We start from the raw sequence: 18,649 nt of genomic DNA on the forward strand, positions 1-18,649 counted from the left end.
TACGTCGAACAAATATTGACATTAAAAATCCGTGAATTTCTTATTTCTACCAAATATAGTTCCAAAAACCTACTTTCTAGTATTCCTGATTTCAGGCTATTCGGTGCAATTTTGACAGATATCAATCTGGGAACGATCCGCAAGTAATTGATTCCTAAAAAGTTGATAAGCTGGAGATTTCCAAACATCCAATAAAGGTTGTTTTTTCAATTCTCCCATGACATGATTTGCATCTTTATCAAAACAACAAGGGACTACTTTACCATCCCAAGTAACCACAGCTCCTTGCCACATCCGCCAACACTTGTTTTCCAACTTCTTTTTGAGTTTCCATTTCCCATCATTACTGGGCACATACCTAGAATATCCCAGATCAGAAGGAATCAACTCAGAACCATTTTCAAAGTCATAAATCTGGGTAGTTTTCAACTGCAATTCATCTACCCTCACCTCCTGGGCCCATTGCTTTAATTTAGGAAGTTGATGTTCATTTTGCCCAGTCACCAAAAACTGAAGTACAATCCTAGGATACATCGAATTTGATTTCTCTCTTTCTCCTATTAGAAGGCTTAGTCCTTCTTTGACTTTTTCCAAATCACCTCCTACCCGATATTGTTCGTAAACTTCTTGCGTGATTCCATCCATGGAAACAATCAATTGCTTGAGCCCACTTTTCAAAATTTCCTGTACGGTCTCCTCTTTCAAATAATGCGCATTGGTAGAAGTTGAAGTAAAAATCTTTTGAGAGTCAGCAAATTTGACCATTTCTAAAAATCTTGGATTTAAGAATGGTTCTCCTTGAAAATATAGATGTAGCCAGCTAAGATGGGCTTTGGATTGAAGGATGACTTTTTCAAACAACTGATCCTGGAGCATCCCCGTAGGACGGGAAAAAGATCTTAACCCTGAAGGACACTCCGGGCATCTGAGGTTACAGCTGGTCGTTGGTTCAATGGATAAGGTAGTGGGTAATCCCCATAGAATCGGCCTTCCTATGATTCTGGAAATTTGAAATGAAATTCGCAGCAAGAAATAATTCCAAACTTTCCAAAAAGTCAGGTAGTTGAGAAATGCTTTTGCTGTAATCCATTTGTTTTTCACCTTAGCAAGTAAATCAAATGCTTTGTCGCTACAAAGTGTATTTCTTTGAATTAATAAAAAGTACTTCCGATCGTTTACTTACTTTTGAAAGTCAAAACCATCATTCATGAAGCTTCTAAGATTTTCGATTTACGTATTCTTGTTAATCATCGCCTTTTCCTGTGGGAAAAAGGAAGTAGCATGTGAACTTGACTCTGAGATATTAGATCAAGACTTAACCCTTGAAATTGTCCGGTTAGAAGATGAATTCTTCACAGCTGAGTCGAAAGAAGATTTTGAATTTCTACTTGAAAAATACCCGGATTTTGCGGAAGGATATTTAGGAAAAAGTCTCTATTCAAGTCCTGATTCTTTGATTTCAGAACTACTCGCCATTCATCAGGATTCTGCAATGAATGTGCTTTATGATTCCGTAAAAGTGGAATTTCAAGATATTTCCGAGATACAGAAAGACCTAGAAAATGCCTTCAAAGCCATCAAATATTACTTCCCCGAGTTTCGGGTTCCTAAAGTTTATACCTTTTTAAGTGGCTTCAATTCAGATTTGATTCTTACTGAGGACATGATTGTGATTGGATTGGATTATTATTTACCCATCACTCACACATTTCAGCCGGACTTACCACGATACATGGCCGAGCGTTATGCTCGTCCCTACATCGTACCTATGATTGTCACGGCCATTTCATCTCAATTCAATGAAATCAATCCACAGGACAATACCATGCTGGCAGAGATGATCTATTATGGCAAAGCCTATCATTTTACCAAAGCCATTATGCCCTGTACTTCAGACCAATTTATTATTGGGTATACCGAGGATGAAATTGCTGAATGCTATGCTAATGAGGAATACATTTGGGCTCATTTTGTAGAAAATGAACTCCTGTACGAAACCAATCCTTTTGAAATCACCAAATACTTGGGAGAAGCCCCATTTACAGATGCCATCAGCACCAAAGCCCCAGGTCGGTTAGGAAGATGGTTAGGATGGAACATCGTGGATGATTATCAGTTTAACCAAGATGTAACCATAACGGAATTGATGGATAACCCAGATGCAGAGGAGATTTTTAGGCAGTCAGGATATAGGCCTCGTTCCCAAAATTAGCGGGGAATTTACTAGGGTCAATCACCTGTAAGACCTTTGAAACGGCCAAATCCTTAGAAAAATACCGTTCGGCCAAGGTTCTGGAGTTCTGTTTCATCTGCAGCAAAAGTGCCGAGTTTTCTTCCAGCTTTTCCAATTTCAAAAAACTCTCTTCCAGTTTTCCGGGAAGAAATGACACCCCCAATTTATTCTGTTTTGAAAGCTGATAAACCCAGCCTTTGTGGTTGACCAAAATTGCATTTCCTGCGGCAATGGCATCGAAAAACTTATTGGGGCTATTGGTTTTTAATACAGGTAAATGTGCAAAGGAAATCCAGGCAAAATCAGCAAGGGATAAAACCTCCTTCACCTTCTCCTTAGAGCCAAAAGGTATAAATTTAACATTTTTCAACCCATTTGATTCCGCAGTTTTCTTTAATGCTATCTCCAAACTTCCTGTTCCCATGATCAAAAATTGCCAGTTCTTCTTTTTGAACTGAGCATACTTTGCCAAATCCAACAGTTCTTCCACTGCATTCACTTGGCCCAAAGCCCCAGTATAGGCAATCGTTATAGCATCTGAAAGCCCATATTTATTCAGAATGGTAGTATTCTTTTGCTCTGGTTTGAAAAGTTGAATGTCGGAGAAATTTGGAATCAGAAACACTTCAGAGGTAGGACTCACTAGCCTGAGATGACTTGCAATCCCAGGAGATAGCGCCACCAATTTCAAGGCATTCCTATAAATTTTCTTCTCCAATCTGCGGAAGTAGTTGATCAGGAATCTGCTCTTAAGCGCTCCCACCTCAATAGGTGCTTGCGGCCAAAGATCCCTAATTTCAAAAATATAGGGAATTGCCATTTTTCGCTTGGCCCAAAGTCCGATCCACCCAGTAGTCAAAGGAGTGGAAGTAATGTAGAGAAGATCAGGTCTACTCAGCTTTTTTAAAAGCTTTTTTGCCTGGACACTAAACTCATAAAATGCTTTGCTTCGCTTAAAAAATCCAAATTTTTGATCATAGGCAACTGGCAAATAATGCACCTTTATCCCATCTATCCATCGCTGATCGTAGTCCTTTTGCTTTCCAGCTGTAATTATTTCTACATTGATCCCAGCATCCACCATACCTTTGGCCAGATGGTAGGACCGAACAGCTCCCCCTTCGCTTGGAGTCCGAAAATACTGATGGATATAGATGACTTTCATAGCTTTTTTAATTCAATCCATTCTGCCAACAAAAAGATATTGTATAAGATCAAAAAATGCGATTTGGCGGCAGGTGCTGGATTTTGAACCATCTCTCTAATAGGGGAGGGAATATATTCACCATATGATTTTTCAAATAATTCCAATCGGTTGAATACCATTTTTGAAAACGATCCTTCCTCTGCAAACCACTCTTGCAAAGGTAAACCAAACCCAAATTTTCCCCTTTTAGTAACCATTTCCAAACCTGCTTCAATCAGCAGCTCCTTGATCCAAACTTTCCCTTTCATTACGGATTCTTCCTTTATTTCATTCCAAAATGCAAGCATGCTTCCGGAAAGGTAAGGGGCTCTCCCTTCCAGGCTATGCGCCATCAATGCCTGGTCATGGATTTTGAGCACATCCTGCACTAAATAAACTTGTCTGTCAAAATCTAATGCCCTTTTATATGGACTCAATTTTGAGTTGAAAACCCGGTCATATTCTGAAGCTAGATCATCGGAAATAGGCTCTAGAGCAGTAAAATTAAGAAAAGTTTTAGATGGGTTATTTTCTAACGAGTTTAGAAATTTCTTTGTCTTCCTTCCCATAGGCAAATAGTTCAACCAGGGCTGAAGCATCATCAATAAATTTTGATTTTTTAGGTAAAAATCAAATGCTCCATGTCTGGAATACCCCCCCCATAGTTCATCGGCTCCGGCTCCAGAAATTAACACTTTTACCTTTTTTTTGGCTTCTTTTCCGATCAGCCAAGTCAAGAATCCCCCAGAATCACCAATTGGAAAATCCAATGACATCAGATATGCCTCCCAATTATCCCAAAATACCTGCTGGTCCACATGGATCAGATGATGCTCCATAGGGATCCTCTTGGTCAATGCGATGGCAGCATCTCCGTCAGCATATTTTTTTCTGTATTTCTTTTCGACCTGAATGGTATAAGCTGGTAAGGATGTGCCGGATAGTTCATACCAAATCGAATACAACAAACTGCTATCCATTCCTCCGCTTAGCATGATTCCCACAGGAACATCCGCTTGAAATTGTGTGGTGACCGCTTGAGATAAAATACTCTTGAATTCCTTTTTAGTAAACTCCTGAGCTTTTGATTTAGCAATGGGGATGTTGTCCCATCTAAATGTAGAATGCTGCTGGATATGGCTATACCTGGCAGGCTTCCATTCTTTTACACCTTTAAAAAAAGTCTTACCCGGGATAGGGGTCCTCAAAAAACTATAATTCTCTATTTGTTTTTTGTCCAGCTTTGGCTCTGAAAGTTTTGCTATGCCACTTGCTACCGAGGAAATGATCAATCTATCTTGATTCTGGGAGTAATAGAGTGGCTTTTCTCCATTTGGATCTCTCGCCACTAAAATTGAATTATCTTTTAGGTCTACAAAGATCAAGGCAAACATCCCCTCTAGCTTTTCTAGTCCCTTGACGCCAAAAACCTGAATCCAATTGATCAGAACTTCAGTATCGCAATTGGTGGAGAACTCAATCCCCATCTTTTCCAATAAGCTACGAAGTGTTTTATGATTATATATTTCACCATTCCAGACCAACAAAGTCTTTCCGTCACTAGACCAAAAGGGCTGATCCGCCTCTGGACCTGGATGTAAGATCTTGAGTCTATTTGCTCCTACCCACATTCCTGGCCAAGGACTGAGCGCCACTTCCTGATCTGGACCCCGGTAGGCACCTTCGCCCATCAGGCTTTGAATAGCAGCTTTATTTGATCCCTTCCCCCAATAAAGATGAATCCCACACATTACTTTTCAGATCTGGTCACAGTGCCGTAATTCTTCTCGAAGTATTTGCAGAGATGGGTAATGGAGCATTCCTCACATTTCGGTTTCCGAGCCAAGCATGTATACCTTCCATGCAAAATCAACCAGTGATGCGCCACATGCACATATTCTTTTGGAATGTGTCGTATCAGCTGCTTTTCCACTTCCAAGGGAGTCTTGGCGGTTTGGGAAACTAAGCCTAATCTTTTGGAGACCCGGAAAACATGTGTATCAACGGCCATATTGGGTTGGTTCCAAACTACAGAAGTAATCACATTTGCAGTTTTCCTGCCCACTCCAGGCAATTTGATCAACTCCGCTACTGTCTCTGGAACTTCCCCTCCAAAGTCCTCCACTAGCATTTTGCCTAGCCCTAACAAGTGTTTAGTTTTATTATTAGGGTAAGAAACAGATTTGATATAAGGAAACAGCTCGTCAAAATTGGAAGCTGCCAAATATTCCGGTCCTGGGAAGTCCCTGAAAAGCGCGGGCGTCACCATATTGATTCTCTTATCTGTACACTGAGCAGATAATACCACTGCCACCAGCAATTGAAATGGATTTTCATAATGCAGCTCAGTTTCAGCCACTGGCATATTTTCAGAAAAGTGTTTTATAAAAGCTTCGTACCGTTCTTTCTTCAGCATGGAATCAAAATTTCTTTGAGTTTTGAAGATAGTTAAATTGGAAAATTTGAAGTATCAAAGGGAAGAATTTAGTTGAATTTTAAGAAAACTTTATTGGAATGAGGAAAAGAGTCCTGACAATTTTATCTTTCATCATGCAACTGAACCGATCCAACTTAGGACTGCCTAAACTATTATTCGCACTATATATGATTTCCATCACTTCAGCTAGTTTTTCACAGCAGGGACCACGTGAATTGGGAATTCACTTCGGAATTCTACCTACTGGAACTTACAATGCAATTACAGATGTGCCAGGAATAAAGGTGGGACACCTTACCAAAATTGAGGGGAATTCTATACGAACTGGGGTGACCGCAATCCTTCCGCATGGAGGAAATATTTTTCAGCAGAAAGTACCCGCCGCGATTTATGTGGGAAATGGCTTTGGAAAATTAGCTGGAGTTACTCAAGTACAGGAATTGGGAAACCTAGAAACTCCGATTGTTTTGACCAATACGTTGAGCGTGGCAGCAGGAATAGAGGGAACCGTAAAATACAGTTTGAATCTTCCTGGAAACGAACAGGTACAATCTGTGAATGCAGTGGTAGGAGAAACGAATGATGGGTATTTGAATGATATCCGAGGAATGCATATTTCAGTAGAAGAAGTTTTAGAAACGATCCAGTCGGCCAAATCTGGTCCTGTAACCCAAGGAAATGTGGGGGCAGGTACCGGAACCGTTTGTTTTGGATGGAAAGGTGGAATCGGAACTTCCTCTAGAAAACTTCCTGAAAGCTTGGGAGGGTATACTTTGGGTGTATTGGTTCAAACTAACTTTGGTGGGAACCTACAGATTGGAGGAATTCCCGTTGGGGAACGATTAGGGAAATACCCATTCAAAGATGCACTGGAAAAATCAGATGGGAGTTGCATGATTGTAGTGGCTACTGATGCTCCTTTATCTGATCGGAACTTAGAGCGATTGGCAAAAAGAGCCATGATGGGATTGGCAAAAACTGGAGGAATAGCCTCCAATGGTTCGGGAGATTATGTGATTGCTTTCAGTACTGCTGAAGGATTAAGAATCCCTTATTCAGCAAAATCAGGAGAGTTGATGCAAACTGAAACGCTTAGAAATGACGACATGACTCCACTTTTTTTGGCTGTAATTGAAGCGACGGAAGAAGCCATAATCAATTCACTTTTTGCGGCTGAAACCATGGAAGGGAAAGGTGGGAAAAAGGTGGAAAAACTACCTACTGAAAAAATCATCGAATGGTATAAATAATTGAAATTGCGATGACAGAAATTGGATATTCAGGAACACCACTAGCTAAAAAACTTGGAATCAAACCAGGAATGGTGATCCAGGCTCTCTATTCACCAAAGCCCTATATCCAGTTTTTCCATGATTTCCCAAATGAAGTCGTAATCGAAGAAAATACTCCATTTTCTCCCCAAGTAGATTTGATTCATTTTTTTGTGACAAGTAAAGAAGAGCTGAAAGGTGGTTTCAAGCATGTATTAAAACACTTAAAAAAAACTGGGGCGGCTTGGGTAAGTTGGCCTAAAAGGACTTCAGGAATTCCTACGGAAGTCGATAAATACCCAATCATGAAATATGGATTGGATGTGGGGTTGGTAGATGTCAAAGTTGCTGCTATTGATCAGGATTGGAGTGGGCTAAAATTTATGTATCGACTGAAGGATAGGTAGTTGGGATTTAGTATTATTCTTTATCCACCCATTTCATATTGAAATATTTGTAGTTAATAATTTAACTTTTCTAATAAAAACGGTTAACTTTTAAGTCTAGTAACTCCAATTTTTAAAGTTGTTAGGCCTGTTGTCAGTTTGCACCTTGCTTCCTTTGCAAGCTAACCGATTACTCAACTAGTACTTTTTTCAATTGATAAACAAAAACACTAATGGAATCTTCATCAAATCATCCCACACCTGAACATATATTAAAAATTGGATCTGGGTTTATGGCTTGCAAGGCTTTACTTACTGCAGTAAAATTCCAGCTTTTTACCAAATTAGCTGCTCATCCCGACCAAACGGCATTGGGATTGAAAAAGCAGTTGGACTTAAAATGTTCTGATCGGCATTTTTATGATTTCATGGATGCATTGACCGGTCTGGGCTTTCTTCAAAGAACCGGTTTATTGGAAAATGCCTTGTATGCTAACAGTCCAGACACAGAAGTTTTTCTAGATAAGAATAAACCCACTTACATCGGAGGTATTCTGGAAATGATGGATGCCAGATTATATGGGTTTTGGGACAATTTGGATGTGGGATTGAAATCCGGCAAACCTCAAAATGAAGCTGTTCATGGAGTTAACATTTTTGAGGAGATTTACCAAGATCCTTTCCTTTTAGAAAATTTTGTAAACGGAATGACCGGAGTGCAGCTGGGAAATTTCATGGCATTTGCGAAGCAATTTGACTTCTCAAATATCAACACATTGACCGATGCAGGAGGGTCTGCGGGATACCTATCCTTATTGGTAGCGCAAGAAAACCCACATATGACCTGCACCAGTTTTGACCTCCCCCCTGTGGGTCCAATTACCAGGTCCACTATCAAAAAATTTCATTTGGAGGACCGGGTGAAAAGTATGGATGGAAACTTTTTTGAGGACCCGATACCCAGTGCTGATATGATTGTAATGGGTAATATTCTCCATGATTGGAATGAAGAAGAAAAAATAAGTCTCATGAAAAAAGCATACGCATCCTTGCCAGAAGGAGGTGTATTTGTCGCAATCGAAAACATCATCGATCAAGAGAGAAAGCAAAATGTCTTTGGCTTATTGATGAGTTTAAACATGCTGATCGAAACAGAAGGAGGATTTGATTATACCTTTAGCGATTTTTGTACTTGGGGAGAAAAAGCGGGCTTCAAATCCTTCAATTTGATGCCATTGGAAGGACCAGCTAGTGCGGCAATCGCTTACAAATAATAAAAATGCCAGTTCAAATGATATGGAATCATGATTTAACTAATTCTATCTTAAATTGAACTGGCTCTACATTTTATCTATGAAATTTATATTTTTAGCATATGAATTGCATTTTTTAGTATATTAATAACCCATAGGAGTTTTTCTAATTTGGATTACCATAGTGCTTTTTAAAACTAGACCAAAAAATCTGTTCCATCCGAAAAAAACGGATACCCCATATTAATTCTCTTTCTGATGAAAGCCAAAGAGTCTATTAGTGCAATTTACCCAAACCTGGGTTACTGGCTGATGCTATTTATTTTTGCCACGTTCGCAGGGTTTTATGTCACCTATTTTTCAAAGCTCACCTATACCTTCCCTGGTATAGTTCACATCCATTTTGCTTTTATGGGCACCTGGATGGCCATGGCCATTGCCCAACCCTTACTCATCAAATACAAAAAGATTTCTTTACACCGTAAAGTAGGAAAGTTAAGCTATGTGGTATTGCCTCTCGTGATTATTACCTCCTTACTCATGATCAGGCATAGTTATCAAACCCAATTGAGCCTGATGACAGAAAATATAGCCTCAGGTATGGAGTCAATGTCATTGGAGCAGGGTTTAGTTCTACTGGGTTCCTATCAAGCTCTACCCATCGTTTATTTGATCTGGTTGGCCATTTTTTATACGCTGGCTATTTACAATAAGAAAAGCCCAAGCTTACATGCTCGATACATGATCGCAGCGGTACTCACCTTCGTAGGTCCCACCTTTGATCGCATACTATTTTACCTATTTGATATGCCCTTTATTCTTCCGGGCATTCCTGCAGAATATGCTTCTTTCTTTTTAATTGATTTGATTCTTTGCTACCTACTTATCAAGGATGTCCGAAAAGAAAAGAACTATATGCCTGTTGCTTTTTCCCTGGGGGTTTACATTCTGTTTCAGGTGCTTTATACGCTGGTGCCAAAGACAGAGCCATTCTCCAGCCTAGTCAAATTCTTATTTAGTTAAACCCAAGTAAAATGAAACGAAGAAAATTTATCGAAGCCTCTGCCCTTAGTGTAGTTGCAATCAGCTCTTTCGGATTTATTCGATTTGACGGTAAAAAATATGTGGGAGATTGTGAAACTACCACAGATATTTTAGGGCCCTTTTATAGACCTGATAGTCCTATGAGAAGTAATCTGAATATTTCGGGAAGCAAAGGGAAACCCATTCATTTGACAGGTATTATCTTAAATGAGGACTGCACAACTCCTTATGCCAATGCAAAAGTTGAACTCTGGCATTGTGATCATGAAGGGGTTTATGATAATTCTACACCCGCATACAATTACCGCGGAACTGTGATGACAGATTCAAAGGGCCAATATGCTTTTGATACCATTTTACCAGTTCCTTATGATGCTGGAGGAGGATTGATCAGACCCGCACATTACCATATGATGGTTACGGCAGCAGGATACCAAACCCTAGTGACACAACTTTATTTTTCAGGAGATGAAAACATCAAAAAAGATCCATGGGCATCTAATGATGCTGCAAAAAATAGAGTGTTGGAAATATCACCCGATGGCAGGAATGGAAATATAGTCACATATCATGTAGGGCTTTCCAAAAAATTAAATGTGGAAGAAGCATCCTTGGAAAAACTAACGGGAACGTATACGGCTGAAAATGGGGATGATTCCCTAGAACTCTTCCAAAAGGAAGGAAGGCTTTGGCAAAAAAATGAGGTCTTTGGAATTGTTTACGATTACTTAGGAAATAATACGTTCGAGTTCCCTGGCTTACATGATGGCTCCTATAGAAGATTAATATTTCAGAATGGAGTTTTAAAGCAGGAAATGTTTCAACCTGGTTCAGAAGTAAAATCACGATCTTTTACCAAAATTTCTTAAAGCAACTTATTTATTAAATGAAAAAATCACTTCTTCTTTTGGTTATTCTGGCAGTTACTGGTTTGGGCCTGAAAGCTCAAACATCCGAAAAACTTATCCATACTACACAAGACTTTCTAAGCTCCTTAGATCCAGATCAAAAAAGCCAAGTCCTGTTCACCATGGAAGATTCCATGAGAACCAAATGGACCAATCTTCCTTTGGGCCTTGCACCAAGAGCAGGCCTTCGCTACGGAGATTTTTCAGAAGAATCGAAAATCAAGTTCCATAAAGTATTGAGTGCCATTTTCAGCTCTCAAGGATATCTTAAAACCTTCAGCATCATGCAGGTGGATGATATTTTACATGAATTGTTTGAGATCCAATACAAAGAGGGAAAGATTCCTGAAAATACCATTCAGATGATCAGAGGACTCAATTGGGATTATGGGAATTATTTTGCGGCAGTGTGGGGAGAGCCCAAAGCGGAAGGCACCTGGGGAATAAAGTTTGAGGGACATCATATTTCTATCAACCTGACCATGGTGGATTCAGAATATTCAATGACTCCTCTGTTTTTTGGATCTGATCCAGCAGTGGTGGAACAAACCCAATATGCTGGGTTAAGACCTTTGAGTAAAGAAGAAGATTATGGGTTTTGGTTTGTGAACCTGCTTAATGATGAACAAAAAGCCAAAGCTGTATTTGAGGATAAGGTCCCTGGAGATATCATAACCAGTCCAGACCGACCTCAATGGATTTCTGATTTTAGGGGAATCAAAGGCTCTGAACTGAATCCCGAGCAGCAGAAAATACTACATTATTTAATTGAGGAATATATCGGAAATCTAGAAACTCAAAAAGCAGAGGAGTATATGGCTATTCTTCATGAAGGAGGATTGGACCAAGTTTATTTCTCTTGGATCGGAAGTTTAGAACCCATGAAACCACACTATTACCTCATCCATAGCCCAGATTTTATCATTGAATATGACAATGTAGGGTTCTTGGATAATGCCAACCACATCCATTCTATCCTAAGACAAAACAACAACGATTTCGGTGCCGATCTTTTGAGAAAGCATCGAATGGAACATAATCACAATTAATACCAATAGCCAAAAAGTTCTTTTTACCCATGTACCATTTTATCACCTATGCTAGATCAAACTTCACCAAAAATTGCTGCTACCCTTGGGATGGAGCGCATTCAGTCTCTCGATGTCATGAGAGGCTTTGTTCTATTTGGTATTCTATTAATGAATATCAACGGATTCGGATTAGCTAAAGCCTATAATGACCCAACGGTGGCTGGTGGATATACCGGATATAATCTGTACACCTGGATCACTACCAATATGTTTTTTGAAGGCACCATGCGCGCCTTGTTCTCTCTTTTATTTGGAGTAGGGATGTTTATTTTTTTGGATAGGCTTTTAAAAAAGGATGCGGGGATCAAAGCCGCAGACATTTACTTCAGGAGGCTCATGTACCTCTTGGTCTTCGGTCTCATACATGGATACCTCTTACTTTGGGTGGGAGAGATCCTTTATCAATATGCCTTGATGGGTTTCTTGGTCTATTCTTTTAGACAGATGGCCCCCAAACGTTTGATTGCAGTGTCTATTTTATTGATTTCCATCGGCACTTTTTGGAATTATATGGATTATAAAGACACTAAGAAGTTTGTGGCAAATGTGGAAGAAGTTGCTGTTTACAAAGCTGAGGATAAAGAGCTGACCAAGGAATTGAAAGGCGCTTCAGAGCGATGGGAAAAAAGAGAAAAAGACCGCTCCCCCGAAGCTATTGCAGAGTATAATGCAGAAATGCACAAGGGATATTTTAGCGTAGTTGCTTTCCTTGCCCCTATCAACTTTGAATTTGACACCGTTTGGCCTTATCGAGGTGATGTTTGGGATGTCCTGAGTATGATGCTCATTGGGATTGCCCTTTTTCGGTGGAATGTACTTTCAGGTGCCAAGTCCTATAGATTTTATGGATCTATGGCACTCATAGGCTATGCCTTAGGCCTTGCCATCAACTATTATGAAGTGAAAAACATTCTGAATGCGGACTTCTCCTTATTGGCTTTTTCGAAATCCGATATCACTTATTATTGGGGAAGGCTCTTTATCTCATTCGGACATGTGGGTGCCATCATGATTTTCTGTAAATCCGGAATTTTGGCGGGTTTTCAACAAAGTATGGCAGCCGTAGGAAAAATGGCCTTGACCAATTACATGATGCATTCTGTTATCTGCATGTTTATTTTCACTGGGGTAGGATTTGGAATGTTCGGTAAACTCCAACGATATGAATTACTCTATGTGGTTTTCAGTATCTGGATTTTTCAGTTAATCCTAAGTCCAATTTGGCTTAAGTATTTCTATTTCGGCCCTATGGAATGGCTCTGGAGAAGCTTGAGTTATCAGAAAAGACAACTCTTTAAACGACCAAAAATAAGCCCTCCTTCATTGGCAGTACAGTAAAAGCCTAAAGGTTGAAGAAAAAAACATCAGTGATTTCGGAGCTGACATTCAAATAAAACAGCCCATGGATCATGAACACTGAATTTCCAATTCAGAAGTAACTTATTGTGGAATTCAGCATAGACTTTGGAAAAAAAATATAAATTATTGAATCTTAAATATTTAAGCTCAAATCTTATGGATTGAGAATGAGAATTTTTTGGCTATGGCAAAATTTCGGTTTCTATTTATTCTACTTTTCATCATCTCTTTTTCACTGAAAGGACAAGACTTAGATAGCCTCCTTTTAAAGGCTTATTCCTATTATTCAGATTATAACTATGAGGAGTCCATCCGATTTGCGGATGAAGCAATTCTTCTTGCAAAAAAAGAAGGAAATGAGTCTGCTTTGCTCATCGGGGAGTTTTATAAAACGCTGAGCCTTCAAGAACGGGATCCTACTCAATCCGATACAGAATTAATCGAGCGCATGATAGTCCAAATGGATAGTTTAGGTTTAAGGTTAGAGCAAGCAAGAGCCCATAACTTTCTGGCTAATACCTATGCCCGCTTCGGAGATATAGAAAAAGCGGTTGAAAATCATCAGGCTGCCATGGACATTTATGAATCTACTGGCAATTTAACTGGTGTGTCTTCTTCCCATTCGAATCTCAGTTTGCTTTATTATGATCAACATGATTACGAGGAGGCTTTTTATCATGCTAGGAAGGCGTTGGAAATGGATCTCTCCTTAGGGAATCCAGAAAACATTCAAAGTAGCTATAACAATCTAGCCATCATATTTGAACACACAGGCCCGCTTGATTCTGCGATTTATTACCATAAATTTTCTTTGGAATATGCAAAAGAGGATGAAAATCCCTATTCCATAGGTTTAGCCCTCAGTAATTTGGGAAATAATTATGCCAACAAAGGAGACCTTAAGCTAGCCGAAGAAACTTTACTCGAGGCACTACGAATTCGAGATTCTTTAGGCTATTCTCGCGGCCTCGCTTATACTCATAACCGACTTGCCAATCTTTATCAAAAGACTGATCAGTTATCAAAAGCTAAATTCCATGCGGATAAATCATTGGAACATGCCCAAAAAGCAAGAGAAGTAAAAGTACTTCGAATGGCTTATGAACGACTTCAAGAGGTAGCAGAAAAAATGGGGGATTATCGGGCTGAATTAGCTTATTTAAAGGAGGCAACCTTACTCAAGGATAGTATCCTGAATGAATCGAATACAAAAAGTATCACCCAGATGATGCTTAATTATGAATTCGAGAAAAAACAAATTCTAGATAGTATCAAAAATGAACAAGAAAAGCGGGAGCGTGATTTAATTTTCAACGAACGTCTCGAATTAGAAAGAAGCCGTAAGATCATTTTCATGATTTCCGGATTATTCCTTTTCCTTTTAGTGGTTGGGCTTTTCCTCAGGTACCAATTCATTAAAAAATCAAAAGAAGTTCTTACCAAAGAGAAGGATCGATCAGATAAACTTTTGCTAAACATCCTCCCTTCAGAAGTAGCTGAGGAACTAAAAGCAAAAGGAAGTTCAGACGCTAGAGACTTTGATCAGGTAACTGTTATTTTCACAGACTTTGCAGACTTCACCAAAAAAGCCCAACATCTCAGCGCAAAAGAACTTGTCAAAGAATTGAATATTTGCTTCAAAACATTTGATGAGATCATTGTAAACCTCGGTTTAGAAAAGATCAAAACTATCGGGGATGCCTACATGGCAGCTGGGGGACTCAATTCCAAAGCTGGAGTTAAAGAAGTTGCCTTAGCGGCAATTCAGATGAAGAAATTTATTGATGAGCGAAATGCCGACCCAAATATTCCCAAAAAAATCAAATTCGATATGCGATGTGGAATCAATACGGGGCCAGTTGTAGCAGGAATAGTAGGGATCAAGAAGTTCCAATATGATATCTGGGGTGATACGGTAAATACTGCTCAAAGAATGGAAGCAAATTGTGAAATAAACAGAATAAATATTTCTGAAAACACCTATTTGCTATTAAAAGAGGATCCACAATTCACTTTTACAGAAAGAGGAGCCCTACCTGTAAAAGGAAAAGGTGATATGAAAATGTGGTATTTGGAATCTTATGAAAAGGAAATTGATGTATAAAAAAAATCTTGGGCTAGTAGTTCTTATTAGTATATGGTTTTCTGGTTGCACTAATAACCAATTAGAAGAATCAGCAGATTCTCGCCCTAATATTTTATTAATTGTTGCAGACGATTTGGGTTACGCAGATATGGGAGCATATGGTGGAGATATAGAAACCCCTAACCTTGATGCATTGGCTGCCAGTGGAATTCGGTTTAGCCGATTTCACACTGCTCCTCTTTGTGCGGTGACCCGGGCCATGTTATTATCAGGTAATAATAACCATATTGCTGGTATGGGATCACAACAATTACAAACCCAAGTTCCAGGTTACGAAGGTCATCTAACGGATCGAATCATACCATTGCCAGCCTTGCTACGATCCGCAGGTTACCATACCTACATGGCAGGAAAATGGCATTTAGGAGATCGATTGGAAGATGGGCCTATGGCTAAAGGATTTGAGCATTCCTTTTCGATCAACGGGGAAGGGGCGGCAAATCACTATAGTAAATTGGGCATTTTCTCGGAATCTGCAATTACAGGATATACTGAAGATGGAGAAAAAGCTGACTGGAAGGAAGGAGATTATTCCACCGATTTTTATACAGACAAACTTATTTCATACATTGATAGACACCGGGAAGATGGAAAGCCTTTTTTCACTTTTGCAGCTTACACCTCACCGCATTGGCCATTACAAGTGGATGAAAAATACTGGAAGAAATATGAAGGACGCTATGATGATGGGTATGAATCCTTAAAAGAAAAACGATTTGAAAGCCTTAAGAAAGCTGGAATGATTCCTCAAGATGCCGTACTTCCAAAAACCCATCACAGTGTTAAGGCTTGGGATTCTCTTTCTCCAGAGGAGCAAAAAAAGGAGTCCCGTAAGATGGAGCTATATGCCGGCATGGTAGACAATCTGGATTACAATATTGGAAGATTGATCAGTTATCTAAAAGAAACAGGACAATACGAAAACACGCTGATAGTATTTATGTCAGACAATGGCGCTGCCGCAGAGGATTTTTATTACCATAATTACTTTGGGCCTTTCATCAAAGAACATTATTCGGATGAATATTCTGAAATGGGAAAAGTAAACTCTTTTATTTCCTATGGAGCTCAGTGGGCTGAAGCCGGATCTTCCCCTTTCAGATATTTTAAAGGTTTTACTACAGAAGGGGGAATCAACACTCCAATGATCATTTCAGGACCAGGAGTAGAAAATAATGGAAAAATCAATGACTCATTCCTGACTTTAATGGATTTTGCACCTACCTTCTATGAGTTGGCCAATGTACAATACCCAAATGAATGGAAAGGAAAAGTAGTTAAGCCCTTACTTGGCAAATCAATTTTGCCCTTACTCTCAGGAAAATCAGCTACAGTACATGATTCTACCTACGTTTTTGGATTAGAGCATCGAGGCTATTCTATGATCAGAAAAGGAGATTGGAAAATAGTTAATATTGATCGGCCTTTTCTCATAGAAAATTTCCAGTTGACGAATCTCCAAACTGATCTTGCGGAACAACAAGATTTGAAGGAAATCTACCCAGAGAAATACCAAGAAATGCTTTCCGAGTGGGCACGCTTTTCCAAAGAAGTTGGAGTCGTTTACCCCACTCCAAGTCCAGAATCAAATTAAACCACCAGTATATTTTACATGAAGATTAACCCTTACCTTAATTATTTAGCTCTTAGCCTACTTTTAAGCACATTCCTTCCAACTTACCTTTTTGCCCAGACCTATGGTCAAAACGGCATGGTGGTTTCGGACCATTATTTAGCCTCAGAAGTGGGAGTAGAAATTTTAAAAAAAGGTGGTAATGCCATAGATGCCACAGTGGCCACTGCATTTGCATTGGCAGTAACCCATCCTGAAGCAGGAAATATAGGTGGAGGAGGCTTTATCGTCTACCTACCCTCAGATGGAGAAGTGACCACTTTTGATTTTCGGGAAAAAGCTCCATTGGCTGCTAGTCCGACGATGTTTTTGGGAGAAGACGGCAAAATCAAGGACAATTCCAATCATCGAGGATTATTGTCAGTGGGAGTTCCCGGAACAGTAGCTGGGCTCTATCAAGCTCATCAAAAATATGGAAAACTGCCTTGGAAAGACTTGGTTGAACCATCTATTAAATTGGCGAAAAAAGGCTTCCCCATGTCCTGGGGTTTATACAAGGCAGCTTTAAGAATGTCAGAGGGAGATGACTCTTGGGATATTATGAATGATTATTTCCGAAACGCAGATGGCGATGTGGTCGCTCCCGGGGAACTATGGAAGCAACCAGCATTAGCAAAAACCCTAGAAGAAATCAAAAAGCATGGTAGAGATGGTTTCTATAAGGGGAAAATAGCCGCAGAAATTGAGGCCTACATGCAAGCAAATGGGGGTATCATCACCCAAGAAGATTTGGCCAAATATGAGGCGGTAGAAAGAAAACCGGTAACAACCAAGTTTAAAGAATTTGAGATTTTCTCTATGCCTCCCCCGAGTTCGGGTGGGGTGGCATTGATCGAAATGATGAACCTATTGGAAGCAGCCGATATTTCTTCCGTGGAATTTAATTCTACTGCTTATGTGCATTTGGTAGCCGAAGCCATGAGAAGAGCTTTCGCAGATAGAGCAGAATTTTTAGGGGATCCAGACTTCAATCCCGACATGCCTATTGAAAGGTTAATTTCCAAGGAATTTGCCAAAGCAAGATTCAAAAACCTGGATTTAAAACATGCTTCGAAAAGTGATTCTTCAAAATTTGGGCAGCTCTATGGAGGTGATCATACTACCCATTTTTCAGTGGTAGACAAAGATGGAAATGCTATTTCCATGACTTATACCTTGGAGAATTCTTATGGAGTCAAAATGGGGTCCTCTAAACTCGGATTTATTTTCAATAATGAGATGGGTGATTTCAATCCCATCCCCGGAGTAACAACTTCCACTGGACTCATTGGCTCCGACCCTAATCTGGTAGCTCCAGAAAAACGCATGCTTTCCAGCATGACACCAACGATTGTAGCCAAGGACGGAAAACCTTATTTAGTCATTGGTAGCCCAGGAGGAAGAACCATTATCAACACCGTATTCCAAACAGTGCTCAATGTATTGGTATATGATATGAGAATAGACCGGGCCATTGAGGCTATGAAAATCCATCATCAATGGTTACCAGATCAAATTCTCTACGAAAGAAATCTATTATCACCAGACACAAGAAAAGCATTGGAAGATATGGGACATACTTTACGCCCTACTACCAATCTTGGTGTATTGATGGGAATCACATACGATTCCAATTTAAAAGTATACATGGGGGCAGCCGATTCTTCAAGTGAAGATGGAGCGGCTAGAGGATATTAAATTCAGTAGGCAGAAGACAGTCGCA

General features: G+C 39.6%; 15 protein-coding genes. 11 read left to right on the forward strand and 4 right to left on the reverse strand.

Annotated elements, in window-relative coordinates; translation table 11 throughout:
* Nucleotides 1–96: 96 nt before the first annotated feature.
* Nucleotides 97–1,101 (reverse strand): radical SAM/SPASM domain-containing protein, encoded by a 1,005-nt coding sequence (locus BUR11_RS14265; protein WP_074225663.1) that lies wholly within the window; start codon nt 1,099–1,101, stop codon nt 97–99.
* A gap of 106 nt (nt 1,102–1,207) precedes the next feature.
* On the opposite strand from BUR11_RS14265, the gene gldB reads away from it, so the two are divergent.
* Complete coding sequence (gene gldB, locus BUR11_RS14270) at nt 1,208–2,212, forward strand: gliding motility lipoprotein GldB (RefSeq protein WP_074225664.1); 1,005 nt, start codon at nt 1,208–1,210, stop codon at nt 2,210–2,212.
* Here the strand turns inward: gldB and BUR11_RS14275 are convergent.
* From BUR11_RS14275 to nth, 3 genes are read right to left on the reverse strand one after another with little or no spacing between them, the layout of a single operon-like run.
* Nucleotides 2,175–3,398: a glycosyltransferase family 4 protein gene (locus tag BUR11_RS14275; RefSeq protein WP_074225665.1), complete on the reverse strand. Its 1,224-nt coding sequence runs from the start codon at nt 3,396–3,398 to the stop codon at nt 2,175–2,177. The two genes, gldB and BUR11_RS14275, sit on opposite strands and share 38 nt — an antisense overlap.
* Entirely contained in the window at nt 3,395–5,170 is a 1,776-nt protein-coding gene (gene asnB, locus BUR11_RS14280; protein ID WP_074225666.1) for an asparagine synthase (glutamine-hydrolyzing), read from the reverse strand. The genes BUR11_RS14275 and asnB overlap by 4 nt, the downstream gene beginning before the upstream one ends.
* Nucleotides 5,170–5,835 (reverse strand): endonuclease III, encoded by a 666-nt coding sequence (gene nth, locus BUR11_RS14285; protein ID WP_074225667.1) that lies wholly within the window; start codon nt 5,833–5,835, stop codon nt 5,170–5,172. Before nth ends, asnB begins: the two co-directional genes overlap by 1 nt.
* A 188-nt stretch (nt 5,836–6,023) precedes the next feature.
* On the opposite strand from nth, the gene BUR11_RS14290 reads away from it, so the two are divergent.
* From BUR11_RS14290 to ggt, 10 genes are all read left to right on the forward strand, one after another.
* Entirely contained in the window at nt 6,024–7,106 is a 1,083-nt protein-coding gene (locus BUR11_RS14290; RefSeq protein ID WP_074226139.1) for a P1 family peptidase, read from the forward strand.
* A gap of 11 nt (nt 7,107–7,117) precedes the next feature.
* Nucleotides 7,118–7,534, forward strand: coding sequence for a DUF3052 family protein (locus BUR11_RS14295; protein WP_074225668.1), 417 nt, complete (start codon nt 7,118–7,120; stop codon nt 7,532–7,534).
* A 212-nt stretch (nt 7,535–7,746) separates the two neighbouring features.
* Nucleotides 7,747–8,787: a methyltransferase gene (locus BUR11_RS14300; RefSeq protein WP_074225669.1), complete on the forward strand. Its 1,041-nt coding sequence runs from the start codon at nt 7,747–7,749 to the stop codon at nt 8,785–8,787.
* Between the two features lie 237 nt (nt 8,788–9,024).
* Complete coding sequence (locus BUR11_RS14305) at nt 9,025–9,789, forward strand: hypothetical protein (RefSeq protein WP_074225670.1); 765 nt, start codon at nt 9,025–9,027, stop codon at nt 9,787–9,789.
* Nucleotides 9,790–9,800: 11 nt separating this feature from the next.
* The gene (locus tag BUR11_RS14310) at nt 9,801–10,679 is read left to right on the forward strand and encodes a dioxygenase family protein (protein ID WP_074225671.1); all 879 of its coding nucleotides are present in this window, start codon (nt 9,801–9,803) and stop codon (nt 10,677–10,679) included.
* Nucleotides 10,680–10,696: 17 nt separating this feature from the next.
* Entirely contained in the window at nt 10,697–11,767 is a 1,071-nt protein-coding gene (locus BUR11_RS14315) for a DUF3500 domain-containing protein (protein ID WP_074225672.1), read from the forward strand.
* Nucleotides 11,768–11,815: 48 nt separating this feature from the next.
* Nucleotides 11,816–13,147 carry a DUF418 domain-containing protein gene (locus BUR11_RS14320; protein WP_234982169.1) on the forward strand — a complete coding sequence of 444 codons (1,332 nt, stop codon included), beginning with the start codon at nt 11,816–11,818 and terminating at the stop codon, nt 13,145–13,147.
* A 205-nt stretch (nt 13,148–13,352) separates the two neighbouring features.
* Nucleotides 13,353–15,272, forward strand: a complete 1,920-nt coding sequence (locus BUR11_RS14325; RefSeq protein WP_074225673.1) for an adenylate/guanylate cyclase domain-containing protein — start codon at nt 13,353–13,355, stop codon at nt 15,270–15,272.
* Nucleotides 15,265–16,908, forward strand: a complete 1,644-nt coding sequence (locus BUR11_RS14330) for an arylsulfatase (protein WP_074226141.1) — start codon at nt 15,265–15,267, stop codon at nt 16,906–16,908. The genes BUR11_RS14325 and BUR11_RS14330 overlap by 8 nt, the downstream gene beginning before the upstream one ends.
* Nucleotides 16,909–16,926: 18 nt before the next feature.
* Entirely contained in the window at nt 16,927–18,624 is a 1,698-nt protein-coding gene (gene ggt / locus BUR11_RS14335) for a gamma-glutamyltransferase (RefSeq protein WP_074225674.1), read from the forward strand.
* Nucleotides 18,625–18,649 lie beyond the last annotated feature (25 nt).

This window comes from Algoriphagus halophilus (genome assembly GCF_900129785.1).
Lineage (GTDB): Bacteria > Bacteroidota > Bacteroidia > Cytophagales > Cyclobacteriaceae > Algoriphagus > Algoriphagus halophilus.

What these genes read in the sequence shown, in the direction of transcription:
- gldB (WP_074225664.1), top strand. Translation starts at nt 1,208, where the DNA reads ATGAAGCTTCTAAGATTTTCGATTTACGTATTCTTGTTAATCATCGCC.
- BUR11_RS14275 (WP_074225665.1), bottom strand. Translation starts at nt 3,398, where the DNA reads ATGAAAGTCATCTATATCCATCAGTATTTTCGGACTCCAAGCGAAGGG.
- asnB (WP_074225666.1), bottom strand. Translation starts at nt 5,170, where the DNA reads ATGTGTGGGATTCATCTTTATTGGGGGAAGGGATCAAATAAAGCTGCT.
- nth (WP_074225667.1), bottom strand. Translation starts at nt 5,835, where the DNA reads ATGCTGAAGAAAGAACGGTACGAAGCTTTTATAAAACACTTTTCTGAA.
- BUR11_RS14290 (WP_074226139.1), top strand. Translation starts at nt 6,024, where the DNA reads ATGATTTCCATCACTTCAGCTAGTTTTTCACAGCAGGGACCACGTGAA.
- BUR11_RS14295 (WP_074225668.1), top strand. Translation starts at nt 7,118, where the DNA reads ATGACAGAAATTGGATATTCAGGAACACCACTAGCTAAAAAACTTGGA.
- BUR11_RS14300 (WP_074225669.1), top strand. Translation starts at nt 7,747, where the DNA reads ATGGAATCTTCATCAAATCATCCCACACCTGAACATATATTAAAAATT.
- BUR11_RS14305 (WP_074225670.1), top strand. Translation starts at nt 9,025, where the DNA reads ATGAAAGCCAAAGAGTCTATTAGTGCAATTTACCCAAACCTGGGTTAC.
- BUR11_RS14310 (WP_074225671.1), top strand. Translation starts at nt 9,801, where the DNA reads ATGAAACGAAGAAAATTTATCGAAGCCTCTGCCCTTAGTGTAGTTGCA.
- BUR11_RS14315 (WP_074225672.1), top strand. Translation starts at nt 10,697, where the DNA reads ATGAAAAAATCACTTCTTCTTTTGGTTATTCTGGCAGTTACTGGTTTG.
- BUR11_RS14320 (WP_234982169.1), top strand. Translation starts at nt 11,816, where the DNA reads ATGCTAGATCAAACTTCACCAAAAATTGCTGCTACCCTTGGGATGGAG.
- BUR11_RS14325 (WP_074225673.1), top strand. Translation starts at nt 13,353, where the DNA reads ATGGCAAAATTTCGGTTTCTATTTATTCTACTTTTCATCATCTCTTTT.
- BUR11_RS14330 (WP_074226141.1), top strand. Translation starts at nt 15,265, where the DNA reads ATGTATAAAAAAAATCTTGGGCTAGTAGTTCTTATTAGTATATGGTTT.
- ggt (WP_074225674.1), top strand. Translation starts at nt 16,927, where the DNA reads ATGAAGATTAACCCTTACCTTAATTATTTAGCTCTTAGCCTACTTTTA.